20 protein-coding genes are annotated in these 24,341 nt (G+C 63.3%); 14 read left to right on the top strand and 6 right to left on the bottom strand.

The window, feature by feature from the left end; translation table 11 throughout:
• Positions 1-86 precede the first annotated feature (86 nt).
• From IVB12_RS04305 to IVB12_RS04295, 3 genes are read left to right on the top strand one after another with little or no spacing between them, the layout of a single operon-like run.
• Entirely contained in the window at positions 87-1,886 is a 1,800-nt protein-coding gene (locus IVB12_RS04305) for an FAD-dependent oxidoreductase (RefSeq protein WP_247295975.1), read from the top strand.
• Positions 1,856-3,703, top strand: a complete 1,848-nt coding sequence (locus IVB12_RS04300; protein ID WP_247295973.1) for a 2-oxoacid:acceptor oxidoreductase subunit alpha — start codon at positions 1,856-1,858, stop codon at positions 3,701-3,703. Before IVB12_RS04305 ends, IVB12_RS04300 begins: the two co-directional genes overlap by 31 nt.
• Positions 3,700-4,755, top strand: a complete 1,056-nt coding sequence (locus tag IVB12_RS04295) for a 2-oxoacid:ferredoxin oxidoreductase subunit beta (RefSeq protein ID WP_247295971.1) — start codon at positions 3,700-3,702, stop codon at positions 4,753-4,755. Before IVB12_RS04300 ends, IVB12_RS04295 begins: the two co-directional genes overlap by 4 nt.
• Here the strand turns inward: IVB12_RS04295 and IVB12_RS04290 are convergent, their stop codons facing one another.
• Positions 4,756-5,205, bottom strand: coding sequence for a DUF4399 domain-containing protein (locus tag IVB12_RS04290; protein ID WP_247295969.1), 450 nt, complete (start codon positions 5,203-5,205; stop codon positions 4,756-4,758).
• 17 nt (positions 5,206-5,222) lie between these two features.
• Positions 5,223-6,740 (bottom strand): SUMF1/EgtB/PvdO family nonheme iron enzyme, encoded by a 1,518-nt coding sequence (locus tag IVB12_RS04285; protein ID WP_247295967.1) that lies wholly within the window; start codon positions 6,738-6,740, stop codon positions 5,223-5,225.
• A gap of 325 nt (positions 6,741-7,065) precedes the next feature.
• Between IVB12_RS04285 and IVB12_RS04280 the strand changes: the two genes are divergently transcribed.
• From IVB12_RS04280 to IVB12_RS04260, 5 genes are all read left to right on the top strand, one after another.
• Positions 7,066-7,677, top strand: a complete 612-nt coding sequence (locus IVB12_RS04280; RefSeq protein WP_247295965.1) for a hypothetical protein — start codon at positions 7,066-7,068, stop codon at positions 7,675-7,677.
• A 72-nt stretch (positions 7,678-7,749) separates the two neighbouring features.
• Entirely contained in the window at positions 7,750-8,073 is a 324-nt protein-coding gene (locus tag IVB12_RS04275) for a metalloregulator ArsR/SmtB family transcription factor (RefSeq protein WP_247295962.1), read from the top strand.
• Positions 8,070-8,501 carry an SRPBCC domain-containing protein gene (locus IVB12_RS04270; RefSeq protein WP_247295960.1) on the top strand — a complete coding sequence of 144 codons (432 nt, stop codon included), beginning with the start codon at positions 8,070-8,072 and terminating at the stop codon, positions 8,499-8,501. The genes IVB12_RS04275 and IVB12_RS04270 overlap by 4 nt, the downstream gene beginning before the upstream one ends.
• 43 nt (positions 8,502-8,544) lie before the next feature.
• Complete coding sequence (locus IVB12_RS04265; protein WP_247295958.1) at positions 8,545-8,748, top strand: hypothetical protein; 204 nt, start codon at positions 8,545-8,547, stop codon at positions 8,746-8,748.
• A 13-nt stretch (positions 8,749-8,761) separates the two neighbouring features.
• Positions 8,762-9,205 (top strand): DUF1801 domain-containing protein, encoded by a 444-nt coding sequence (locus IVB12_RS04260; RefSeq protein ID WP_247296123.1) that lies wholly within the window; start codon positions 8,762-8,764, stop codon positions 9,203-9,205.
• A gap of 106 nt (positions 9,206-9,311) precedes the next feature.
• Here IVB12_RS04260 and IVB12_RS04255 read toward each other — a convergent pair whose 3' ends face one another.
• Genes IVB12_RS04255 through IVB12_RS04245 form a run of 3 tightly spaced genes read right to left on the bottom strand, consistent with a single transcriptional unit; the run spans position 9,312 to position 14,084 of the window.
• Positions 9,312-10,847: a SpoVR family protein gene (locus IVB12_RS04255; protein ID WP_247295956.1), complete on the bottom strand. Its 1,536-nt coding sequence runs from the start codon at positions 10,845-10,847 to the stop codon at positions 9,312-9,314.
• Entirely contained in the window at positions 10,844-12,121 is a 1,278-nt protein-coding gene (locus tag IVB12_RS04250; RefSeq protein WP_247296121.1) for a YeaH/YhbH family protein, read from the bottom strand. Before IVB12_RS04250 ends, IVB12_RS04255 begins: the two co-directional genes overlap by 4 nt.
• 19 nt (positions 12,122-12,140) lie before the next feature.
• Positions 12,141-14,084, bottom strand: a complete 1,944-nt coding sequence (locus IVB12_RS04245; protein WP_247278348.1) for a PrkA family serine protein kinase — start codon at positions 14,082-14,084, stop codon at positions 12,141-12,143.
• Between the two features lie 826 nt (positions 14,085-14,910).
• On the opposite strand from IVB12_RS04245, the gene IVB12_RS04240 reads away from it, so the two are divergent.
• Genes IVB12_RS04240 through IVB12_RS04215 form a run of 6 tightly spaced genes read left to right on the top strand, consistent with a single transcriptional unit; the run spans position 14,911 to position 22,451 of the window.
• A complete protein-coding gene (locus IVB12_RS04240) occupies positions 14,911-17,760 on the top strand; it encodes a bifunctional transaldolase/phosoglucose isomerase (protein WP_247295954.1) in 2,850 nt (949 codons plus the stop codon).
• Positions 17,761-17,772: 12 nt separating this feature from the next.
• Entirely contained in the window at positions 17,773-18,771 is a 999-nt protein-coding gene (gnd, locus tag IVB12_RS04235; RefSeq protein WP_247295953.1) for a phosphogluconate dehydrogenase (NAD(+)-dependent, decarboxylating), read from the top strand.
• Positions 18,772-18,815: 44 nt separating this feature from the next.
• The gene (gene zwf / locus IVB12_RS04230; RefSeq protein WP_247295951.1) at positions 18,816-20,327 is read left to right on the top strand and encodes a glucose-6-phosphate dehydrogenase; all 1,512 of its coding nucleotides are present in this window, start codon (positions 18,816-18,818) and stop codon (positions 20,325-20,327) included.
• A complete protein-coding gene (gene pgl, locus IVB12_RS04225) occupies positions 20,327-21,076 on the top strand; it encodes a 6-phosphogluconolactonase (RefSeq protein WP_247296120.1) in 750 nt (249 codons plus the stop codon). Before zwf ends, pgl begins: the two co-directional genes overlap by 1 nt.
• Positions 21,063-21,593, top strand: a complete 531-nt coding sequence (locus tag IVB12_RS04220; RefSeq protein WP_247295949.1) for a gluconokinase — start codon at positions 21,063-21,065, stop codon at positions 21,591-21,593. Before pgl ends, IVB12_RS04220 begins: the two co-directional genes overlap by 14 nt.
• Positions 21,594-21,638: 45 nt before the next feature.
• Positions 21,639-22,451 carry an HAD family hydrolase gene (locus IVB12_RS04215; protein ID WP_247295947.1) on the top strand — a complete coding sequence of 271 codons (813 nt, stop codon included), beginning with the start codon at positions 21,639-21,641 and terminating at the stop codon, positions 22,449-22,451.
• A 78-nt stretch (positions 22,452-22,529) separates the two neighbouring features.
• Here the strand turns inward: IVB12_RS04215 and IVB12_RS04210 are convergent, their stop codons facing one another.
• Positions 22,530-24,329, bottom strand: coding sequence for a glycoside hydrolase family 15 protein (locus IVB12_RS04210; protein ID WP_247295945.1), 1,800 nt, complete (start codon positions 24,327-24,329; stop codon positions 22,530-22,532).
• Positions 24,330-24,341: the final 12 nt, after the last annotated feature.

The raw sequence follows: 24,341 nt of genomic DNA, 5'->3' as shown, positions 1-24,341 counted from the left end.
TCAGAAACCAGATCGAGACGCATTAAGCGTCCGCCAAGCTCAAGAAAAGGCCGCGGGGTCTTTGAGCCTGCGCGGACAGGGTAGGAATGAAACCGACCGATATCGCGGCCCCCGACTACTTTCACAAAGTGGTCGATTGCCAATGGGCCTGTCCTGCGCACACCCCGGTTCCCGAATACATCCGACTGATCGCACAAGGCCGCTACAGCGACGCCTACATGATCAATTGGAAATCGAACGTGTTTCCCGGAATTCTGGGACGCACCTGCGACCGTCCATGCGAGCCGGCGTGCCGCCGCGGACGCGTCGAGGAAACTCCGGTCGCGATCTGCCGCCTCAAGCGCGTCGCCGCCGACTTCAAGGACGACATCAAGGCGCGCCTGCCGCGACCCGCGCCGAAGAATGGCAAGCGCGTCGCGCTGGTCGGCGGCGGTCCGGCCTCGCTGACTGTGGCGCGCGATCTTGCGCCGCTCGGCTATCACTGCACCGTGTTCGATGCCGATCCCGAAGCGGGCGGCATGATGCGCACGCAGATCCCGAAATTCCGCCTGCCCAATTCCGTGATCGACGAGGAGACCGGCTACATCCTGGGTCTCGGCGTCGAGTTTAGAGGCGGCCATCGCATCGATAGCATGAAGGCGCTGCTTGCGGAGAAATACGACGCGATCTTCGTCGGCTCCGGCGCGCCGCGCGGCCGCGAGCTCGACATTCCCGGCCGGAAAGAGGCAGCCGCCAACATCCATATCGGAATCGAGTGGCTGGCCTCGGTGTCGTTCGGTCATACCGACAAGGTCGGCAAGCGCGTGATCGTGCTCGGCGGCGGCAATACCGCGATGGATTGCTGCCGCACCGCGCGCCGCCTCGGCGGCGAAGACGTCAAGGTCGTCGTGCGCTCCGGCTTCGAGGAAATGAAGGCCTCGCCCTGGGAAAAGGAGGACGCGCTCCACGAGGACATCCCGATCCTCAACTTCCTCGTTCCCGTCGCCTTCATCCACGACAATGGCAAGCTCACCGGCATCACCTTTCAGAAGGTGAAGGCCGAATACGACGCCAACGGCCGCCGCAACCTCGTTCCGTCGGGTGAGCCCGACCAGACCTTCGAATGCGACGACGTCCTGGTCGCCGTCGGCCAGGAGAACGCCTTTCCCTGGATCGAGCAGGATTGCGGCATCGAGTTCGACAAATGGCACATGCCCAAGGTCGATCCGAAGACCTTCGTCTCGACCAATCCAAAAGTCTTCTTCGGCGGCGATGCGGCGTTCGGCCCGAAGAACATCATCTGGGCGGTCGCGCACGGCCATGATGCCGCGCTGTCGATCCACAAGATGCTCTCGGGCGAGGCTATCGAAGATCGCCCGCTGCCGAAGGTGCACGTCTCCTCGCAGAAGATGGGCATCCACGAATGGAGCTATGACAACGACATCTCCATCGACAAGCGCTTCAAGGTGCCGCATCGCGACAAGGTCGTCGCGCTGAAGGACATCCGTGCCGAGGTCGAGCTCGGCTACGACGTCAAGCTCGCGCTCGGCGAGGCGCATCGCTGCCTGAACTGCGACGTGCAGACCGTGTTCTCGACCTCGCTCTGCATCGAGTGCGATGCCTGCGCCGACATCTGCCCGATGGATTGCATTACCTTCACTGATAACGGCGAGGAAAGCGACCTGCGCCAGCGCCTGAAGGCCCCCGCGCCGCATCCCGACCAGGACCTCTACGTCTCCTCGGATCTCAAGACCGGGCGCGTGATGGTGAAGGACGAGGATGTCTGCCTGCATTGCGGGCTGTGCGCGGAGCGTTGTCCCACCGGCGCCTGGGACATGCAGAAATATTTCATCGAGATGACCCACGCAGGTTCAGCATGCCCGACAAAAAGCCGATCAGCAGCGTAAACGACTTCGTCGTCCGCTTTGCCAACGTCAACGGCTCGGGCTCGGCCAGCGCCAACGAGATGTTCGCGCGCGCGATCCTGCGCCACGGCGTTCCGGTCTCCCCACGCAACATCTTCCCCTCCAACATCCAGGGCCTGCCGACCTGGTACGAGGTGCGGGTGACGGAAGACGGCCATCTCGGCGCCCGCGGCGGCGTCGACATGATGGTGGCGATGAACCCACAGACCTGGGACAAGGACGTCGCGGGCATCGAGCCCGGCGGCTATCTGTTCTATGATTCCACCAAGCCGATGCCGTCGACCAAATTCCGCGACGACATCACCGTGATCGGCGTGCCGCTCACCGCGATCACCAACTCGACCTACACCGATCCGCGCCAGCGCCAGCTGTTCAAGAACATCATCTATCTCGGCGCACTCAGCGCGCTGCTCGACATGGATCCGAAGCTGATCGAGCAGCTGATCGGCGAACAGTACAAGGGCAAGGAGAAGCTCTTGTCCTCCAACGTCCACGCGCTGCATCTCGGCCGCGACTGGGCACTCCAGAACCTGAAATGCCCGATCGGGCTGCGCGTGAAGAAATCGGACAAGGTCGGCGATCGCATCTTCATAGAGGGCAACAGCGCCGCCGCGCTCGGCGCCGTCTATGGTGGCGCCACGGTGTGCGCCTGGTATCCGATCACGCCGTCGTCATCGGTGGCGGAGGCCTTCACCGCCCATTGCAAGAAGTACCGGCATGATCCTGAAACCGGCAAGGCGAAATACGCGATCGTGCAGGGCGAGGACGAGCTGGCTTCGATCGGTATCGTCATTGGCGCCTCCTGGAACGGCGCGCGCGCCTTCACCGCGACCTCGGGCCCCGGCATCTCCTTGATGACCGAGTTCATCGGCCTCTCATATTTCGCCGAGATTCCGGCCGTGATCATGAACATCCAGCGCGCCGGCCCCTCCACGGGCATGCCGACCCGGACCCAGCAATGCGACATCATCGCTTGTGCCTATGCTTCGCATGGTGACACCAAGCATGTGCTGCTATTCCCGGAAGATCCGGCGGAAGCGTTCGAGTTCGCGGCTGCCGCGTTCGACCTCGCCGAGCGGCTCCAGACCACGATCTTCCTGATGCTCGATCTCGACATCGGCATGAACCACCGCCTCTGCCGTCCGCTGAAGTGGGACGATTCAAGGCAATACGACCGCGGCAAGGTGATGACCGCGGAAATGCTGGAGGAAGGCCGCGATTTCGGCCGCTATCTCGACGTCGACGGCGATGGCATCCCCTACCGCACCTATCCCGGCACACATCCGACCAAGGGCTCCTACTTCACCCGCGGCACCTCGCGTGACCGTTATGCGCGCTATTCCGAGGAAGGCACGGTTTATGCCGACAACATGCAGCGCCTGGTCCGCAAGTTCGAGACCGCGCAAGACCTGGTCCCACGGCCACTGCAGGCCAATGCGGAACGGCCGACCAAATACGGCGTGATCTATTTCGGCTCGACCTCGCCGGCGATGGACGAAGCCATCGGGCTGTTGGAAGCGCGCGGGCATCAGCTCGACCGCCTGCGCATCCGCGCCTTCCCGTTCCACTCCAGCGTCGCCAGCTTCCTCGCCGAGCACGACTTCGTCTACGTGGTCGAGCAGAACCGCGACAGCCAGCTGCGCCAGCTCATCGTCAACGAGAACGGCATCGACCCGGTCCGGCTCGTGCCGATCGTGCATTACGACGGCACCCCGATCACCGCCCGCTTTATCGCAAAAGCCATTGGCGACCATCAGGATCACCTCAAGGTGACCCCGCTCCGCAAGGCCGTGTCATGACCTACATTGCTAAGCCGAAATTCCATCATCCCGGATTGAAGCAGAACGAGCTCGGCTACACCCGCCGCGATTACGAAGGCAAGATTTCGACGCTGTGCGCCGGCTGCGGCCACGATTCGATCACCGCATCGATCATCGAGGCCTGCTATGAGCTCTCGATCGAGCCGCATCGGGTCGCAAAAATCTCCGGCATCGGCTGCTCATCGAAGACGCCGGACTATTTCCTCGGCAACTCGCACGGCTTTAACTCCGTGCACGGCCGCATGCCCAGCGTGCTGACCGGCGCCAACCTCGCCAACCGCGATTTGATCTATCTCGGCGTCTCCGGCGACGGCGATTCCGCCTCGATCGGCTTCGGCCAGTTCGCGCATTCGATCCGGCGCGGCGTCAACATGACCTATATCGTCGAGAACAACGGCGTCTATGGCCTGACCAAGGGCCAGTTCTCGGCGACGGCAGACCGTGGCTCGAAATCCAAGAAGGGCGTCACCAACACCGACAACGCCATCGACCTCGTCGCGATTGCGCTGCAACTCGGAGCCACCTTCGTCGCGCGCTCGTTCTCCGGCGACAAGAGCCAGCTCGTGCCGCTGATCGCGGCCGCAATCCGGCACAAGGGCGCCTCCTTCATCGACGTCATCAGCCCCTGCATCGCCTTCAACAATCACGCCGGCTCGACCAAGAGCTTCGACTATGTCCGGGAGCACAACGACGCGGTGAACCGGCTCGACGTGCTGGTCGGCCGCGATCCGATCGCGGTGGACTATGCGCCGGGCACGGTGCAGCTGGTCGAGCAGCATGACGGCACCAAGATCGCCCTGCGCAAGATCGATGCCGATTACGACCCGCACGACCGTCTCGGCGCGATGACGTTCCTGCAGAAGCACGCCGCCAAGGGCCAAATCGTCACCGGCCTGCTCTATGTCGACCCGGACGCAGACGATCTGCACGAGCACCTCAACACCGTCGAGACGCCGCTCAACTCGCTGGAGGCGGATACGCTGTGCCCGGGCTCGGCAGTGCTGGACAAGATCAACGCCAGCCTGCGGTGATCACTTACTCCGCGCCGAGACGGTCGGCCGGACGCGTATCGTGATCTTCTCCGACGCGACGGGGGGCTCGAACGGATAGTGCTTGGCATCGCCGAGCACCAATTGGAGTGTGTGAGTCCCCGGCGGAAGGTCGAGCATGGTTTCGGTCTGCCCTGCGCCGAAATGCAAGTGCGACTTATCCTGCGGGATCGGCTCCTTGGGATCGATGGGATCGTTGACGTCGACCAGCAGATGGTGATGACCGGCGTTTTGGTAGTCGTCGCCGGCATGCGTCACGCCCATGTTGCGCAAGCCGAATCGGACCCAGAATGCACCGCGAATCTTTTGCCCGTCGCGCGGCGTGATGAAGTACAGCTTTGCATCCTTGGGCGCGGCCTTGCCCTGCGCACAGGCTGCGCCCGGGAGCAATGTGATCGCCGCCGCCAGTGCGACACAGGAAATGATCTTCATCAAATTGACTCCAGTACTTACGGACTGAGTGCGACACGGAATCCATGCGTGGGGTAACGGACATTGGTGTCGTAACCATCGCGATTTGACGGCCGCACATACCTTGAGTCGTTCTTCCAAGAGCCCGACCGCAGGACATGAGAGCTACAATCTCCGCTGCTCCACGCCGAGCCGTCGCTCGGCGCGCCCTGATAGGTCCTGTGCCAGCAGTCCTCGACCCACTGATCGATGCCGCCGCCCATGTCATAGAGCCCGAATGGATTCGGCTTGAAGCTGCCGACCTTGGCCGGCTGCTCGGCCGCAAGATCACCGCAATCCTTGCACCCGGCCATGCCCGGCTGAAGCTTGTCGCCCCACCAATATTTCGTCTGCGTTCCGCCGCGCGCCGCATATTCCCATTCGGCTTCGCTCGGAAGCCGGTAGGGCTTCTTCGCCGCCTGCGCAAGCCACGTGACATATTGCTGCGCATCGGTCCAGCTCACATTGCTGACCGGGGCATCGTCCTTGCCGGTGGCCGTGAATCCGCAGGCCTTGGCGGCGGCGCATTCGTTCCACTCCTGCACCGTCACGGGATATTTGCCGATCGAGAACGGCTTGACCGTGACCTGGTGGACAGGCCGTTCGGTCGGATCGTCATTGCTTCCCATCGCGAAGCTGCCGCCGCGAATGGCGATCATCTCGGGTTCGCGCGGCGGCGCCACCGATGGGCTCGGTGCCGGTGACGGCGATGCAGCCAATGACGGAGATGGTTGCGGCGTCTGGGTCGCCGCCTCGCGCGGCAGCGGCTGGGGGATCGGTGACGCCGCCGGAGAAGCGGTTGGCGTGGCGGCCTGCTCGTCGATCCTGCCGGGCTGCGCCAAGAAATACCAGAGCACGCCCGTGGCGATCACCATGACGGTAATGCTCAGGAGGAAGATCAGGACATTCTCGCGCCGGCCTCGCGTCCTGCCGACAGCATCTGCGTCCGGCAGCACGCGATAGACGCGCACCGGATCGGTGATGTTCTTGACCTTGCGGTCCCCAAGCGACTCATAGCCGCACACCACCTTGTGCTTGATCTGCTCGTAGATCGCGCCCGAAATATAGACCTGACCGGGCTCGGCAATGCCCTCAATGCGTGTGGCAATGTTGACGCCATCGCCGTAGACATCGTCCGGCTCTACGATCACGTCGCCGAGATTGACGCCAATTCGGTATTCGAGCCGCGAATGCTTCGGAAGCGAGGCGTTGCGGCCGAGGAGGTTTTGTTGAATGACAATGCTGCATCGAACGGCCTCGACAGGACTGTCGAAAATGGCGATGAAACCATCGCCCGTCGTCTTCACCAGACTTCCGTGGTGCTCGACGATGCTGGGCTGGATGATATCCCGCTCGATCCGCTTGACCCGGGCATGCGTTCCCTCCTCGTCAGCCTGCATCATGCGGCTGTAGGAGGCGATGTCACCGACGATGATCGCCGCGAGACGACGAGGCATGGGGCCGTGCGGGGGCGGCCCATCCTGATTTCCGGATCTGAAGTTGCGAATTTCGCCCATTGCGGGGGGACTCCACAAACTCACAAGGCAGCCCCAGCTTACGACAGCCAAGGCCGTCGTTCTGTGAAGGCTACCACATTGACGAACCGAGACAATGTCGCAGCAATCGCCAGCATCGAGTTCCGAAGGATCGAACCGCAACACCGCTTGAACCTTCTTGATCCCGTCGATGACTAAGACCCGGCGCGAAAGCACAGGATCGAGTTCGCGCCCGGATGGTCCGCACGAGCGACTTGCGCAGCTTGAATGCGGTGCGCCTCGCCTGCGTCTAACAGACAGCAGTTCTGTCCTGCTGCGGTCGAGTTGTCACGCGCTCGAGGCCATCATGAAGTTCTCCATCGTTGCTGCCCTGCCTTTGGCTGCGCTGAGCAGCGTCGCCCGTGCCGACGAGGTCGACGACATCCGTGAGGCCAGCAAGGCCGAAGCCGAAACCTTCAATGCGCGCATGTATGCCGGCGCGCCCGGCAACAAGGCCTATGCCTGCTTCGTGCGGCGCTACGATGCCGAGCACCTGGCGCGGCACCCGAAGCAGAAGGTCGCCGCGATGAAGCTGCTGATCTCCGCGGAGGTCGACAAGGAGGACAAGGAGCTCCACAACTCCTTCCGCCTCGGCTTCAGGTACCGTCACCGCTCCGGCGATTTCGATTCCAGCGGTTCGTGTAACCACGCCGTGTTCACCAAGAGCGGTAACGAGGTGCGCCTCGGCTGCGGCGTCGACTGCGAGGGCGGCGGCATCGGTGTTGCGCTGTCGAAGGATGACAAGTCGGCAATCGTGCGGCTCGAACGGGTGCGAGTCTGGCAGAAGAACAAGCCGGACCACGATGCTGAACAATCGCTGGTGGCCGGCGCGGACGACAGGACTCTCCTGCAAGCGCAAGCGGGAGAAGTTAGAGGGAGCGCCCGGTGCCGCCTTCTGACTCATTCGCATCGCACTTGACCGCAGCGCACTTGACGCATCCATAACTCTATGGTTATGAATCCATCATAACTTATGAGTTATGGATCCTCCATGTCCGCCGCTCACGACCTCCTGTTCAGGACGCTGGCCGATCCGACGCGGCGGGCGATCTTCGAGCGGCTGTGCCGCGAGGGCGAGCAGACGGTGGGGGCGCTGACCGCGCGATCCGGGGTGTCCCAGCCGGCGGTCTCGAAACATCTCGGCGCTTTGAAGCAGGCCGGGCTGGTGCGCGACCGCCACGAGGGACGCCAGACCCATTACAGCGCGCGTCCCGGCGCGCTCAATCCGCTGATCGACTGGACCAGCCAGATGGCCGGCTTCTGGCAGAGGCGGCTCGACGCCCTCGACGATCTCCTGAAGAGGATGGACCAATGAACGAAGCCTCAAGCGAAACGCGCTCCGTGGTGATCGAGCGCGAATTTGCCGCCCCGGCGGAGCGAATCTGGCGCGCGCTGACGCAGCCGCATCTGATCGAAGAATGGCTGATGAAGAACGACTTCAAGCCCGTCGTCGGCCACCGCTTCAATCTTCGCGGCGAATGGGGCGGCGTGCTGGATTGCGAGGTGCTCACTATCGAGCCGCAAAAGACGCTCGCCTACACCTGGAATTTTTCGCATCAGGATGCAGCGTTCGACCTGAAAAGCGTCGTGACCTTCACGCTGACGCCGACGGGCGCAGGCACTCATTTGCGTGTCGAGCAGGCGGGCTTCAGCCCGACGCAGAAGCAGGCTTATGGCGGCGCGCATGCCGGCTGGAAGCAGTTCTTTGCCAAGCTGGACGAGCTGCTGGCGCGGGCAGGCTAGCTCCGTCGGCGTCCATCCCGATCCATTTCAAAAGGAGGTCCCAATGAGCACGCATATCTGGATTCGACAGATTCATCGTTGGCTGTCGATGGCTTTCACGCTCGCCGTCATCGCGAACATCATCGCCATGGCCATGCAGGTCCAGGCGCTCTGGATCGGCTTCCTGGCGCTCGTCCCGCTCATTCCGTGGCTTGCGACCGGGCTATATTTGTTTGCGCTGCCCTATGTCAGCCGCAGCAACGCGTGAACGAGGCGAGATGATGAAAAACGTTGGCAGCGCGAAGAAGCACAGCACGGCAGACTCGACTGAAGCTTCACCCTCCAAGCTGATCGACGGCAGGATCAAGGAGCTCGGCGACTGGCGCGGCGAGGTGCTGGGGCGAATTCGCGAGCTCATCAAGGAGGCCGATCCTGATGTCGTCGAGGAGTGGAAGTGGCGCGGCGTTCCCGTGTGGGAGCACGACGGCATCATCTGCACCGGCGAGACCTACAAGGCTGTGGTGAAGATGACGTTCGCCAGGGGCGCGGCGCTGGAGGATCCGGCGGGCCTGTTCAATTCCAGCCTCGACGGAAACGTGCGGCGTGCGATCGATATTCGCCAGGGCGAGAAGCTCAACGAGAAAGCGTTGAAGGCACTGATCCGCGCGGCGGTGGAGCTGAATGCGAGCAAGATGAAGAAGAGACCGATGAAGCGGCCGGCTTAGAATACAACGGTCCATGTTGGTCACTTGAGCAGCCGCGGGCTCGCTTCAACTTCGCCGGCGTCTAGCTGAGTCTCAGCCAATCAGGCGTCGCGCGTACCAAACCGCCTCAGGCCGCAGCAGTGATCGGGCGCGGGCTCACGACATATTCGCGCAGGACCTTGTCGTTGGCATCGACCTCGATCAGTGCGACGTCGTACGTCCAGAGATCGGCCAGGTGCTGGAGCACGCGCTTGGCGTCGGTCTCGTTGAGCTGCGAGCCTTTGATGACGTGGTGATGCAGGATCAGCCGGCGGTCGCCGGAGAGATCGACGTCGACGACCTCGATATTGGCGTCGATGTAGCCGACATCGTGCTGCCGTGCCAGCTCGCGGCGCACGCGGCGGAAGCCGCGCTCATCGTGGATGGCGTCGACCCGGATCCCCGCGCGCTCCTCGGGATCGTCATGCAGGTGGAACATGCGGAAGTGCCGCATCAGCTTCGGGCTCAGGAACTGGCCGACGAAGCTCTCGTCGCGGTAATTGGCCCAGACGTCGCGCAGCACGCCCATCACGTCATTCTTGCCGGCTATATCGGGAAACCATTCGCGATCCTCGTCTTCCGGCCTGGTGACGATGCGCTCGATGTCCTGCATCATGGCGAAGCCGAGCGCATAGGGATTGAAGCCGGAGAAGCGCGGATCATCGAATTCTGGCTGGAACACCACGTTGGTGTGCGACCCCAGGAATTCGAGGAAGTTGCCGTCGGTGATGCGGCCCTGCTCGTGCAACTTGGTCATGATGCGGTAGTGGACGTAGGTCGCCGTCCCCTCGTTCATGACCTTGGTCTGGCTCTGCGGATAGAAATACTGCGCGATGTGGCGGACGATGCGCAGCAATTCGCGCTGCCACGGCGCCAGCCGCGGTGCGCTTTTCTCCAGGAAGTACAGCAAATTCTCCTGCGGCAAGCCGAGCAGCTTGCGGCGGCGTTCGACGCTGAGTGCGGACCGGCTCTTGGCGGCCCCCTTCGGAACCGTGCGCCAGAGATCGTTGAAGACCTCCTCCTCATGCTGACGGCGGCGCCCTGCCCGCTTCTCTTCGGCGCGCAAATCGAGCTTCTTCTTGCCGGGATAGCGGTCGATACCGTGCGACATCAGCGCGTGCGCAGCGTCGAGCGTCCGCTCGACCTCGATGCGGCCGTAGCGCTCCTCGCAGCTCGCGACATAATTCTTGGCGAAGTCGAGATAATCCAGGATGCCGTCGGCGTCGGTCCACTGCTTGAACAGATAATTGTTCTTGAAGAAGTGGTTGTGGCCGAAGGCCGCGTGCGCGATCACCAGCGTCTGCATCGTCGCCGTGTTCTCCTCCATCAGGTAGGAGATGCAGGGCGAGGAGTTGATCACGATCTCGTAGGCGAGCCCCATCAGGCCCTTGCGATAGGAGGCCTCATGAAACGCAAAATGCTTGCCGAACGACCAGTGCTTGTAGAACAACGGCATGCCGACCGACGAATACGCGTCCAGCATCTGCTCGGCGGTGATGACCTCGATCTGGTTCGGATAGACGTCGAGCCCGAGATCCTGCAACGCCACCTCCTCGCAGGCATCGGTGATACGCTGCAAGGTGTGGAAATCCCAATCCGCGCCTTCGAACAAGCGTTCCGTCATGGAGCGGCCTTCTCCTGGCTGGTTTCGCGGCGTTGGAACAGGTCATGGAACACCGGAAAGATCTCGCTGCGCTCCGAGACCTTGCGCATCGAGAGCGGTGCGCCGCTGCTGCGCAGGCGCTCGTAAAGGGTCCAGAGCGAGGAGTCGGAGAGATCGAAGGCACTGCCGCCGGACTCGCCGACCTCGAGATAGGCAAAGAACTGACAGACCGGCAGGATCTTGTCGGTCAGCAGCAGGCCCGTGAGCTCGCCGTCGGAATAGGAATTGTCGCCGTCGGAGGCTTGCGCGGCATAGATGTTCCAGTCCGCCGGATTGAAGCGCTCGCGCACGATCTCGTGCATCGCCTGGAGCGCGCTGGAGACCAGCGTGCCGCCCGAGGCCGGGCCGTAGAAAAAGGTCTGCTCGTCGACCTCCTCGGCGCGGTCGGTGTGGCGGATGAAAACGATCTCGACATGCTTGTAGCGGCGCTTCAGAAACACGTAGAGCAGCATGTAGAAGCGCTTGGCGAGATCCTTCATGTGCTCGGACATCGAGCCCGAGACGTCCATCAGGCAGAACATCACCGCCTGCGCCACCGGCCGCGGCACCGTCTCGAAGCGGCGGTAGCGGATGTCGAGCGGGTCGATGAAGGGGATGCGCTTGGATTTCGCCTTGAGCTTTGCGAGCTTGTCGAGCAACTCGACGCGAACGTCCTCGTCGGTGCAGGCGGCGATCTCGGCCTCCAGCTCCTCGATCTCGCTCTTGCGGGGACGCCGGAGCGCGATGCGGCGGGCGAGCGCGAGCTGAACCGTCCGGCTCACCGAGATGTTGGCCGGCGAGCCCGAGGTGGTGTAGCCGGCGCGCTGGATGCCCTCGCTCTCGGTTTGCGCGATCTTGCGCTTGGCAAGATCGGGCAGTTCGAGGTCGTCGAGGAAAAGGTCGACGAACTCGTCGCGGCTCAGCACGAAGCGGAAGGCGTCCTCGCTGTCGCCCTCGCCTGGACCGGAATCCTTGGCGCTGCCCTGGCCCGAGCGCTGGAGATAGTCGCCCTCGACGAACTTCTTGTTTCCAGGCAGCACCATGTCGCGCGTGCCGCCCTCCCGGCGGAAGCGCGGCTCGTGCATTCCGTCGAGCGGGATCGTGACCTCACCACCCTCCAGGACGTCCTTGATGTCGCGTTCCTGCGAGGTCTTCTTGACGGCGCCCTGCACCAGGGATTTGGCCCGACGCAAGAACCGCTGCCGGTTCTCAAGACTCTTGCCGCCTGGATTCAGGCGCCTGTCAATAATGTGAATGGCCACTTTCCCATCCGCCTCAACCGGCCTGCTTCACGCGCATGTACCATTCGACGAGCCGGCGAACCTGACGCTCGGTGTAGCCGCGCTCCACCATGCGTGCGACGAACTCGCCGTGCTTCTTCTCCGTCTCGCCGTCCTTCTTCGACCCGAAGGAGATGACCGGAAGCAGATCCTCGACCTGGGAGAATATCCGCTTTTCGATCACATCGCGAATCTTCTCGTAGGAGGTCCAGGTCGGGTTCTTGCCGCCGTTCTGGGCCCGCGAGCGTAACGAGAATTTGACGACCTCGTTGCGGAAGTCCTTCGGGTTGGCAATGCCCGCCGGCTTCTCGATTTTGGTCAGTTCCTGGTTCAAAAGCTCGCGATCGAGCAGCTGGCCGGTGTCGGGATCCTTGAAGTCCTGATCCTCGATCCAGGCGTCGGCGTAATCGACGTAGCGGTCGAACAGGTTCTGGCCGTAATCGGAGTAGGATTCGAGATAGGCCTTCTGGATCTCGTTGCCGATGAACTCGGCATAGCGCGGCGCGAGCTCCGCCTTGATGAACTCGAGATAACGTTTCTCGGTTTCCTCCGGAAGCTGCTCGCGGCGGATCGCCTGCTCCAGCGCGTACATCAGGTGCACGGCGTCGGCGGCGACCTCCTGCGGGTCGTGATTGAAGGTCGCAGCCAGGACCTTGAAGGCGAAGCGGGTGGAAACACCGTCCATGCCCTCGTCGACACCGGCGGCGTCGCGATATTCCTGGACGCTGCGCGCCTTCGGATCGGACTCTTTCAGGCTCTCACCGTCATACACCCGCATCTTGCCGAACAGCGTGGAGTTCTCGTGCTTGCGCAGGCGCGACATCACCGAGAACCGCGCCAGCGTCTCCAGTGTCGACGGCGCGCAAGGAGCCGATGCGAGCTCGGAACCCTGGATCAGCTTCTCGTAGATCTTCTGCTCTTCGGTGACCCTGAGGCAGTATGGCACCTTGATGACGCAGATGCGGTCGATGAACGCCTCGTTGTTCTTGTTGGCCTTGAAGCTCGCCCACTCGGCTTCGTTGGAATGTGCGAGGATGATGCCGGTGAAGGGGATCGCACCGATGTTCTCGGTGCCGATATAGTTGCCTTCCTGAGTCGCGGTCAGCAGCGGATGCAGCATCTTGATCGGCGCCTTGAACATCTCGACGAACTCGAGCACGCCCTGGTTGGCGCGATTGAGGCCGCCGGAATAGCTGTAGGCGTCCGGATCGTTCTGCGCGTAGGTCTCGAGCTTGCGGATATCGACCTTGCCGACCAGCGAGGAGATATCCTGGTTGTTCTCGTCACCGGGCTCGGTCTTGGCGATCGCGATCTGGCGCAGCCGCGACGGCTGGATCTTGGCGACGCGGAACTGCGAGATATCGCCGCCGAAGGCTTCCAGCCGCTTGTAGCACCACGGGCTCATCAGGCCGGTGAGGCGCCGGCGCGGAATTCCGTACTTCTCTTCCAGCATCGGCCCGAGCTGATCGGGATCGAACAGGCTGAGTGGGCTCTCGAACACGGGCGAAAGTTCATCGCCGGCCTTCAGCACGTAGATGGGGTGCACTTCCATCAGCGACTTCAACCGCTCGGCGAGCGAGGATTTGCCGCCGCCGACCGGGCCGAGCAGATAAAGGATCTGCTTGCGCTCCTCCAAACCTTGCGCGGCGTGGCGGAAGAAACCGACGATGCGCTCGATGGTTTCTTCCATGCCGTAGAAGCCGGCGAAGGCCGGATAGGTGCGGATCGTGCGGTTCAAAAAAATACGGCCAAGGCGTGGGTCCTTGGCCGTGTCAATCGTCTGGGGTTCGCCGATGGCAGCTAGCAGGCGTTCGGCCGCGTTCGCGTATTTCATGGGATCGCTTCGACACGATTCCAGATATTCCGCCATCGATAAGTCGTGCTGGCTTCTCGCCTCGAACGACCGAGCGAAAGCGTTGAATAGAGAATCGTTGTACATGATCCCTCTCCGCGTGAGTTCCGCTACAAGCTGAAACGAATGCAGTTACCGGACCGTTCCTCAGGCCGTTTCGAATCAGCGTGAGCACATGACGATCATTGGACACCCGGGTGCCGGCTCGACGCAACGCACAACGTAGGCACTCGTTGAGTTACGAACAGGCACATGCCTGTAATTTGAGCGAATCTACATCCATATTGGCTCATTTCCAGAAAATGTCACTTGCTCGCAACATCCGGGCATTACCGGGGAGAAAGCTCATCCGGCGCTGCAGCATAGGGGTCTGCCAGCGGCGATCTTATGACGCTTGTACGGCGAAGCCTTGAGCGCCGCGTTCATCTTCCTGCTGCAATGCGGTGCGCGGACCGGCGGCAGCAATCGGGCAAGCGTGCAGCGACGTATCCAAATCAGTCGAACGGCTCTCCGATCGAAGACGATGCGATTGCCACGCGCGGATTTCTGCGCGCCGCGATCACCAGCCGCAGTGCGTCACGGGTTACGTAACTTCAGGATCGCGGCACGCCGCGATGCTCGTGGCCGGCGCGAATTGCGGAGGTTGGCAAGAGCATGAACTCGTCACGATGTGCTGCATGCTTCCTCAGCACAGCCATTCGCCGTCACGTGACGGACGGATCGGAGTCCGCCGCACTCCATGTCGCCGCCGGCTGCTGCCGCCTGGATCGCCACGATCGCGGCGGAGTTACACCGGAGGGTATGACTCCCATCCCCTTGATTGGTTCCCTCGCGGGCGCATGTAAGCTAGAGGATAGCGCGTCAGGACCGGCGCGGAAACCCTCGCCCGCAGGCTTGGAGATAGATAAACATCATGAATCCCGTCAAAGAACTGGAAAAGCACGGACAAGCCGTCTGGCTCGACTTCCTGGCCCGCGGCTTCATCGCCAAGGGCGACCTGAAGCGACTGATCGACACCGACGGCGTCAAGGGGGTCACCTCCAATCCCTCGATCTTCGAGAAGGCAATCGGCAGCTCGGACGAATACGATGCGCCGATCGGCAAGGCGCTGAAGCGTGGCGACCGCACCGTGGCCGACCTGTTCGAAGCCGTTGCGGTTGAGGACATCCAGAATGCCGCCGACGTGCTGCGCCCGGTCTACGACCGCCTCAAGGGAGGCGACGGCTATGTCAGCCTGGAGGTCTCGCCCTATCTGGCGATGGACACCGCCGGCACGGTCGCCGAGGCGCGGCGGCTCTGGAAGGACGTCAACCGCAAGAATTTGATGGTGAAGGTGCCGGCGACGCCGGAGGGCCTGCCGGCGATCGAACAGCTCATCGGCGACGGCATCAGCATCAACATCACGCTGCTGTTCTCCAGGGACGTCTACCTGAGGGTCGCCGAGGCCTATCTCGCCGGTCTGGAGACATACGTCGCCGGCGGCGGCGACCCGTCGCATGTTGCCAGCGTCGCGAGCTTCTTCGTCAGCCGGATCGACTCGGTGGTCGACAAGCAGCTCGACGAGAAGATCGCCCGCGCCAACGATCCCTCCGAAAAGGAACGGCTCGCCGCGCTCAAGGGCAAGGTCGCGATCGCCAATGCCAAAATCGCCTATCAGGATTTCAAGCGCCTGTTCTCGGGGCCACGCTGGGACAAGCTCGCCGCCAAGGGCGCCAAGCCGCAGCGCATGCTGTGGGCGTCCACCGGCACCAAGAACAAGGATTACAGCGATGTCCTCTATGTCGAGGAACTGATCGGCCCCGACACCATCAACACGGTGCCGCCGGCGACGCTGGACGCGTTCCGCGATCACGGCAAGCCGCGCGACAGCCTGGAAGAGAATGTCGACGACGCCCGCCGCGTGCTCGAGGAGCTGGAGCGCTCCGGCATTTCGCTCGATGCGATCACCGAGGAGCTGGTCAAGGACGGCGTCAAGCAGTTTGCCGATGCCGCCGATAAGCTCTATGGCGCTGTCGCGCACAAGCGGGCCGTGGTGCTCGGCCCCGCGCTCGACCGCCAGCTGCTCTCGCTCGGCGACGGGCTCGGCACGAGCCTGGCCAAGACCACCGAGGAATGGCGCGCATCTGCCAAGATCCGCAGGCTGTGGGCGCGCGACAAGTCGGTCTGGACCGGCACCGACGAGGACAAATGGCTGGGCTGGCTCGACAGCGCGGCAAGAGCCGACATCGCCGACTACGAGGACTATGCCGGCCGCGTGAAGGGGCAGAAATTCTCCGACGCCGTCGTGCTCGGCATGGGTGGTTCGAGCCTCGGGCCGGAGGTGCTGGCCGAAACCTTCGGGAAGAAGCCCGGCTTCCCCAAACTGCATGTGCTGGATTCCACCGACCCGGCCGAAGTGCGGGCGATGGAGGCCAGGATCGACGTCGCCAACACCGTCTTCATCGTCTCCAGCAAGTCCGGCGGCACCACCGAGCCGAACGCGATGAAGGACTATTTCCATGAGCGGGTTGCCAAGGCGGTTGGGCCGAAGGTGAACACCGGCCACCGCTTCATCGCGGTGACCGATCCGGGCTCGTCGCTGGAGAAAGCCGCGAAGAAGCTGAAATACGCCCGCATCTTCCACGGCGAACCCACGATCGGCGGCCGCTATTCGGTGCTCTCGCCGTTCGGCCTGGTGCCGGCGGCAACCGCGGGCATAGACGTCAAGACCTTCATCAAGCATGCACTGGCGATGGCCCGCTCCTGCGGGCCGGACGTGCCGCCATCCGAGAACCCGGGCGTGCAGCTCGGCCTCGCCATGGGCCTCGCCGGCCTCGAAGGCCGCGACAAGGTGACGATCCTGGCATCGAAGAAGATCGCCGATTTCGGCGCCTGGGCCGAGCAGCTGATCGCGGAATCGACCGGGAAGGAGGGCAAGGGCCTGATCCCGATCGAGGGCGAGCCGCTGGGCGAACCCGCGATTTACGGCAACGACCGCTTCTTCATCGACATCCGCATCGAAGGCGAGGCGGACGCCGCCCATGATTCCAAGCTTGCCGCGATCGAGGCCGCCGGCCATCCCGTGGTGCGGATAGTCATGAAGTCGATCGACCATCTCGGCCAGGAGTTCTTCCGCTTCGAGATGGCGACGGCCGTGGCCGGCAGCATTCTCGGCATCAACCCGTTCAACCAGCCGGACGTGGAAGCGGCCAAGATCAAGACCCGCGAGCTCACTTCAGAGTTCGAGAAGACCGGCGCGCTGCCAGCCGAGCAGCCGGTGGTCAGCACCGATGAAGCCGACCTCTACACCGATGAAGCCAACGCCACGGCACTGCGCGCCGCCGGCGCCAATGGCGACCTTACCTCATGGCTGAAGGCGCATCTGTCGCGCTCGGGCCATGGCGACTATGTCGCCCTGCTCGGCTACATCGCGCGCGACAAGACCACCATCGACGCACTTCAGGCCATGCGGCTCGAAGTGCGCGAGAAGCGGCATGTCGCGACCTGCGCCGAATTCGGACCGCGCTTTCTGCACTCCACCGGGCAGGCCTACAAGGGCGGGCCAGATAGCGGCGTGTTCCTCCAGATCACCGCCGACGACGCCAAGGATCTGCCGGTGCCGGGCCAGAAGGCGAGCTTTGGGGTGATCAAGGCGGCGCAGGCGCGCGGCGATTTCGACGTGCTCACCGAGCGCGGCCGGCGCGCGCTGCGCGTCCACCTGAAGGGCGGGCTCAAGAAAGGTCTCGCGGCGCTCAACACGGCGCTTAGCGACGCATTGAATTAAAGGAGCTCTCACATGCAACTCGGCATGATCGGTCTCGGCCGGATGGGCGGCAACATCGTTCGCCGCCTGATGCGTCACGGCCATCAGGCCGTGGTTTACGACAAGGACGCCAAGGCCGTCGCCGGCCTTGCCGCAGATGGCGCGATCGGCTCCGCGACGCTCGAGGAATTCATCTCGAAACTCGAGCGGCCGCGCGCGGCCTGGGTGATGCTACCTGCGGGACGTATCACCGAGACCACGATCGAGACGATCGCCGGCGTGATGCAGGCGGGCGACGTCATCATCGACGGCGGCAACACCTTCTGGCAGGACGACGTCCGCCGCGGCAAGGCGCTGAAGGAGCGCGGCATCCACTATGTCGACGTCGGCACCTCCGGCGGAGTGTGGGGGCTCGACCGCGGCTATTGCATGATGATCGGCGGCGAGAAGCAGGTGGTGGACCGGCTCGATCCGATCTTCGCCGCGCTCGCGCCCGGCGCCGGCGACATTCCACGCACGCCGGGGCGGGAGGGCCGCGATCCCCGCATCGAGCAGGGCTACATCCATGCCGGCCCCATCGGTGCCGGACATTTCGTCAAGATGATCCATAACGGCATCGAATACGGTCTGATGCAGGCCTATGCCGAAGGTTTTGATATCCTCAAGAACGCCAATATCGAGGCGTTGCCGGCGGACCACCGTTACGATTTAGATCTCGCCGACATTGCCGAGGTGTGGCGGCGCGGCAGCGTGATCCCATCCTGGCTGCTCGACCTCACCTCGACGGCGCTCGCCGACAGCCCGGCGTTGGCGGAATATTCCGGCTTCGTCGAGGATTCCGGCGAAGGACGCTGGACCGTGAATGCGGCGATCGACGAGGCGGTCCCTGCCGAAGTGTTGACCGCGGCCCTCTACACGCGTTTCCGCTCCCGCAAGGAACACACATTCGCCGAGAAAATTCTCTCCGCAATGCGCGCCGGGTTCGGCGGCCACCAGGAGCCGAAGCAGCCCGGCGTGCCGAAGTCAAAATAGTTCGAAGCTGCAGTAAAACGTACTCAAGCGAAGGCCGACAATTCGTGACAAAAGACCCGCAGCCAAAGCGCAAGCCGGAAAATTGCGCCTTCGTCATCTTTGGCGTGACCGGAGACCTGACCCATCGGCTGGTGATGCCATCGCTCTACAATCTCGCCGCCGAAGACCTTTTGCCGGAGAAATTCTGCGTCGTCGGCGTTGGCCGCAAGGCTCAATCGGATGACGAGCTGCGCGACAGCCTGATGAAGGGCCTGCGCGAGTTTGCAACGCGCCCGGTTGACGACGTGATCGCAAAACAGCTGCTGCAATGCGTGACCTTCGTCGAGGCCGATGCGAAGGATCCGCCCTCGTTCGACCGCTTGCGCGAGCATCTCGACACGCTGGAATGCTCGGAAGGCACCGGCGGCAACCGGCTGTTCTATCTCGCCACCCCGCCAGCGGCTTTCGCGCCGACCGCGCGCGAGCTCGGCCGTACCGGCCTGATGAAGCAGAACGGCACCTGGAGGCGCCTCGTGATCGAGAAGCCGTTCGGCACCGACCTCGCCTCGGCGCGCGCGCTGAACGCCGAACTTTTGAAGATCATGGATGAGCACCAGATCTACCGGATCGATCATTACCTCGGCAAGGAGACGGTGCAGAACATCCTGGTGCTGCGCTTTGCCAACGGCATGTTCGAGCCGATCTGGAATCGCAATCATATCGACCACGTTCAGATCACGGTAGAGGAGAAGCTCGGCGTCGGCCATCGCGGCGGCTTCTACGATGCCACCGGTGCGCTCCGCGACATGGTGCCGAACCATCTGTTCCAGCTGATGTCGCTGGTGGCGATGGAGCCGCCGAGCCGGTTCGACGCCCATTCTGTCCGCTCGGAGAAGGCCGAGGTTCTCACCGCGATCCAGCGGCCGAGCCAGCAGGAAGCGCTGAGGAGCTCGGTGCGCGCGCAATATCTCGCCGGCCGCATCGGCGACGAGGAGATTCCGGACTATCGCAAGACGGCAGACGTCAAGCCCGGCAGCACCACTGAGACCTATGTCGCGCTCAAACTGATGATCGACAATTGGCGCTGGGCCGGCGTGCCCTTCTATTTGCGCACCGGCAAGGCGCTGGGCCACAAGCGCACGGAGGTCGCGATCAAGTTCAAGCAGGCGCCGCTGTCGATGTTCTCAGGCACGGCCGTCGATCGCCTGTCGCAAAACTTTCTCACTATCGGCATTGCACCGACCGAGACCATCGAGCTCCAGTTCAACGCCAAGATCCCGGGACCGAGCGTCACCATCGACGGCGTCGAGATGAAGTTCCGCTATGGCGACTATTTCCACGCCGATCCCTCGACCGGCTACGAGACACTGATCTACGACTGCATGATCGGCGACAACATCCTGTTCCAGCGCGCCGACGGCATCGAGGCCGGGTGGGATGCGGTGCAGCCGTTCCTGGACGCCTGGCAAAGCGCGGGCACCAACGGCATCGAGACCTATAAAGCCGGCAGCGACGGCCCGGCCTGCGCGGACGAGCTGCTCCGGCGCGACGGACGAAGCTGGCGGAAGTACTCGTGATGGAAGCGGCCGAGCAGCCGAAACTGATCGTCGCGGCCGACGCCGAGGCGTTGGCGCTTACCGCGGCCGAACGGGTTATGGCGCGGATCGCCGCCAACCCTTCGCGCATCGCAATCTGCCTCACCGGCGGCTCCAGCCCGAGGAAGCTCTATCAATTGCTCGGCAGCGACGCCTGGCGCGAAAGAATTCCGTGGGAGCGCGTGCACTGGTTCATCGGCGACGAGCGTTTCGTGCCGGAAAGCGATCCCCTCAACAACATGGCAGCCGCCCGCGCGAGCTTCCTCGATCGCAGTGCGCCCTCAGGCCATATCCACCCGATCCCGACCACGGCCGAAAATCCTGATCGCGCCGCCGAGGCCTATGCTCGCGAGCTGCAAGCCTTCTATGGCGCTGACCGGCTCGATGCGGCACGGCCGCTGTTCGACATGGTCCTGATGGGCGTAGGCCCGGACGGCCACACCGCTTCGCTGTTTCCCGGCTATCCCGAAGTCGAGGAGACCGAACGCTGGGTCGTCGGGGTGCCCAAGGCCAATGTCGCGCCGTTCGTCCCGCGGGTCTCGCTCACCCTGCCCGTTCTGGCATCCTGCCGCGAAATGCTGTTCGGGATCGCCGGGCACGACAAGCGGCCGATCTTGACGCGCCTCCTCAATGGCGAGACTCTGCCGGCATTGCGCGCGCGTTCGAATGGTGAGACCGTCTGGCTGGTCGACCAGGCCGCGCTTCCGGAGGGAATTCGTGGCGGGCGTTGAAGCACCTTGTGCATTGATCGTGATGGGCGTGTCTGGCTCTGGCAAGAGCACGATTGCGGCGGCACTCGGCGAGCGCCTCGGCTGGCGCTTCGAGGACGGCGACAGCTTTCATCCCGCCAGCAATGTCGAGAAAATGAAGGCGGGCCATCCGCTCACCGACGAAGACCGCTGGCCCTGGCTCAATGCGATCGCCGACGAGATCGCGCGGGTCTGCGGACGCGGCGAGCACGTCATCATCGCCTGCTCGGCGCTGAAACACGCCTATCGTGACGTGCTGCTGCGCGGACGCGACGACGTCCGCTTCGTCTTCCTGAAGGGCACGAAGCAGCTGATCGCCGAGCGGCTCGCCCACCGCAAAGGTCATTTCATGCCGCCCGAGCTGTTGACCAGCCAGTTCAACACGCTGGAACCGCCGGAGGCGGGCGAGCACGTCATCACCGTCTCGATCGACGAATCCGTCGAGGCGATCGTGGACGGCGTGGTGCGGCAATTGAGGTTGGGCGGGGCGAAGCGCTAAGGCCAAGATATCTGAATAAGAAAACCTGAACCTTAAGGTCCTGCCATGACGAAGATCTCACTGGTCGTCTCCGCCGTCGACGGCACGCTGCTGACCAAGGACAAGACGCTGACGGAGCGCGCGAGGTCTGTCGTGCAGCGGTTGCACCAGGCAGGCATCGGCTTCACCATCACCTCCAGCCGCCCCGCGATCGGCATGCGCTTCCTGATCGAGCCGTTGGCGCTCTGGCTGCCGGTCGGGCCGTTCAACGGCTCCTCGATCGTCGATCCCGAGATGAGACCGGTCGAGCAGCACCTCATCCCGGCGGGCGCGGCCGAGAGATCGCTGCGGATCCTCCGCGAATACGGCGCCGACGTCTGGCTCTTCTCCACCGACAAATGGCTGATCGACAATCGCGAGGGCAGCTATGTCGCGCATGAGCAGCGCACGATCCGCGCCGATCCGACCATCGTGACGGATTTTTCGCCGTACCTTGCGAGCGCCTGCAAGATCGTCGGCGCCAGTGCCGATGCCGCAGGCCTTGAGCGGTGCGAGAAGGCAATGCAGGAGGCGCTCGGCAACGAGGCCACAGCGGTACGCTCGCAAACTTACTATCTCGACATCACCCCGCCCGGCTTCAACAAGGGCACCTTCGTGCAGGCCATGGCCAAGCGCCTTGGCATCTCCACCGACGCGGTCGCCACCATCGGCGATATGCAGAACGACCTCGCGATGTTCCGCGTCAGCGGCATCTCGATCGCCATGGGTAATGCCGCCGACAACGTCAAGGACCACGCCACTCACGTCACTGCGACCAACGAGCAGGACGGTTTTGCCGAGGCGATAGAGATGATCTTGAAGCGGAATGGGGTGGGCTGAGTTTGGCGTCGGCTGGTTTCAGCTGAACCGTAGCGGAAGCAATTAACCTCCTACTCTCGGCAGTCGCCCGCTGCGTCACTACTGCGAGCGCTGCACGGCCGGCTTCTCGCTTTCCTGCCGGGCCGCCGACAGATTATGTGCGGTGTTGATCAGCGCGATGTGGGTCAGCGCCTGCGGGAAGTTGCCGGTCTGGCGCCGTGCCACGAAATCATATTCCTCCGCCAGCAGCCCGACATCGTTCGCAATGCCCACCACGCGATCGAACAACATTTGTGCTTTGTCGAGATCGCCCGACAGCACATGAGCATCGGCCAGCCACAGCGTGCAGGCCAGGAACGCGCCTTCGAGCGGCGGCTGCCCCGCAGGCAGCTCGCGCGGGTCATGCCGCAGCACGAAGCCGTCGCGCATCAGCCATTTCTCGACAGCGGCGATGGTGCCGCGGATCCGGGGATCCGATGGCGGCAGGAACCCGACGGCGGGCAACAGCAGCACGCTGGCATCGAGCAGCTTCGAGCCGTAGGACTCGACGAACGTGTTTTCGTCCGCATCGAAGCCGTGGTTGCAGACGTCACGATGAATGGCCTCGCGCAAGGCCTGCCAGTGCAACAGCGGCGCCTTAAAGCCGAAGGTCTCGGCACTCTTGATGCCGCGATCGAAGGCGACCCAGGTCATGACCTTGGAGAAGACGTAGTGCTTGGGCTGGCCGCGGCGCTCCCAGATGCCGTGATCGGGCCGGTCCCAGACCTCGGCGAGATGATTGAGCACCGCGCATTCCAGCGCCCAGGTCTCCTCGTCGAGCTTGAGCTTGGCCATGCGCGACTGGTGGAAAGCGTCAATCAACTCGCCATAGACGTCGAGCTGAAGCTGCGCATGCGCGGCATTGCCGATGCGCACCGGCTTGGCGCCCTCATAGCCGTCGAGCCAGCCCGCCTCCCACTCCAACAGCCGGCGCTGGCCCCAGATGCCGTACATGATCTGCATGTTCGAGGGCGAGCCGGCGGCGGCGCGCAGGAGCCAGTTGTGCCAGGCCAGGGCTTCCTCGGTGTAGCCCGAGTTCATCAGCGCCAGCAGCGTGAAGGTGGCATCGCGCAGCCAGCAGAAGCGGTAGTCCCAGTTCCTGCTGCCCCCGAGCTTCTCCGGCAATGACGTGGTCGGTGCCGCGACGATGCCGCCGGTCGGGGCGAAGGTCAGCGCCTTCAGCGTGATCAGCGAGCGCATGACGAGATCGTGATAATTGCCATCGCGGGTGCAGTGGCTGCACCAGTCCTGCCAGAACCTTTCGGTCTCCTCGAGCGCGATCTCTGGATCGATCGACTCGACCGGCGGCAGATGCGAGGGTCCGTAGGTCAGCACGAACGGTACGGTCTCGCCGGCCGTCACTTCGAAGTCGGAAACAGTGGTCAGATTCTCGCCGCGGGTCTCAACAGGCGTGCGCAGCACAGTCATATCCTGGCCGGCAATTGCCATCAGGGAATGGTCGATCCGCCGCACCCAGGGAATGTCGGCGCCGAAGCCGAAGCGGATCACGAGGTCCATCCGCATCTTCACCGCACCGTTGATGCCGCGGACCAGCCGCACGATATCAGACGCCTTGCCGCGCGGCGGCATGAAGTCGATCAGGGCGACGGTGCCATTGTCCGTCTCGAACCGGGTTTCGAGGATGAGTGAATCGCCAACATAACGGCGCGACGTAGCCGTGACATCCCCGCTCGGTGCGATCAGCCAGCGGCCGTTCCTGTGGGTGCCGAGGATCGCGGCAAAGCAGGCGTCGGAATCGAAGGCCGGCCAGCACAGCCAGTCGATCGAGCCGTTGCGCCCGACAAGCGCGGCCGTCTCGCAATCGCCGATCAGTGCATAGTCCTCGATCTTCTGAGACAATGTCGTCGAGCC

Origin of the sequence: Bradyrhizobium sp. 179, from assembly GCF_023073535.1 — a bacterium.
Taxonomy (GTDB): domain Bacteria; phylum Pseudomonadota; class Alphaproteobacteria; order Rhizobiales; family Xanthobacteraceae; genus Bradyrhizobium.
This window is presented reverse-complemented; position numbering and strand designations above follow the sequence as displayed.

Bases quoted from the DNA above. Each gene is read 5' to 3' on its own strand.
- IVB12_RS04215 (WP_247295947.1), top strand. From the start codon at position 21,639: ATGACGAAGATCTCACTGGTCGTCTCCGCCGTCGACGGCACGCTGCTG.
- pgl (WP_247296120.1), top strand. From the start codon at position 20,327: ATGGAAGCGGCCGAGCAGCCGAAACTGATCGTCGCGGCCGACGCCGAG.
- IVB12_RS04280 (WP_247295965.1), top strand. From the start codon at position 7,066: ATGAAGTTCTCCATCGTTGCTGCCCTGCCTTTGGCTGCGCTGAGCAGC.
- IVB12_RS04300 (WP_247295973.1), top strand. From the start codon at position 1,856: ATGCCCGACAAAAAGCCGATCAGCAGCGTAAACGACTTCGTCGTCCGC.
- IVB12_RS04260 (WP_247296123.1), top strand. From the start codon at position 8,762: ATGAAAAACGTTGGCAGCGCGAAGAAGCACAGCACGGCAGACTCGACT.
- IVB12_RS04240 (WP_247295954.1), top strand. From the start codon at position 14,911: ATGAATCCCGTCAAAGAACTGGAAAAGCACGGACAAGCCGTCTGGCTC.
- IVB12_RS04290 (WP_247295969.1), bottom strand. From the start codon at position 5,205: ATGAAGATCATTTCCTGTGTCGCACTGGCGGCGGCGATCACATTGCTC.
- IVB12_RS04270 (WP_247295960.1), top strand. From the start codon at position 8,070: ATGAACGAAGCCTCAAGCGAAACGCGCTCCGTGGTGATCGAGCGCGAA.
- IVB12_RS04245 (WP_247278348.1), bottom strand. From the start codon at position 14,084: ATGTACAACGATTCTCTATTCAACGCTTTCGCTCGGTCGTTCGAGGCG.
- IVB12_RS04275 (WP_247295962.1), top strand. From the start codon at position 7,750: ATGTCCGCCGCTCACGACCTCCTGTTCAGGACGCTGGCCGATCCGACG.
- gnd (WP_247295953.1), top strand. From the start codon at position 17,773: ATGCAACTCGGCATGATCGGTCTCGGCCGGATGGGCGGCAACATCGTT.
- IVB12_RS04265 (WP_247295958.1), top strand. From the start codon at position 8,545: ATGAGCACGCATATCTGGATTCGACAGATTCATCGTTGGCTGTCGATG.
- IVB12_RS04255 (WP_247295956.1), bottom strand. From the start codon at position 10,847: ATGACGGAACGCTTGTTCGAAGGCGCGGATTGGGATTTCCACACCTTG.
- IVB12_RS04285 (WP_247295967.1), bottom strand. From the start codon at position 6,740: ATGGGCGAAATTCGCAACTTCAGATCCGGAAATCAGGATGGGCCGCCC.
- IVB12_RS04305 (WP_247295975.1), top strand. From the start codon at position 87: ATGAAACCGACCGATATCGCGGCCCCCGACTACTTTCACAAAGTGGTC.
- IVB12_RS04295 (WP_247295971.1), top strand. From the start codon at position 3,700: ATGACCTACATTGCTAAGCCGAAATTCCATCATCCCGGATTGAAGCAG.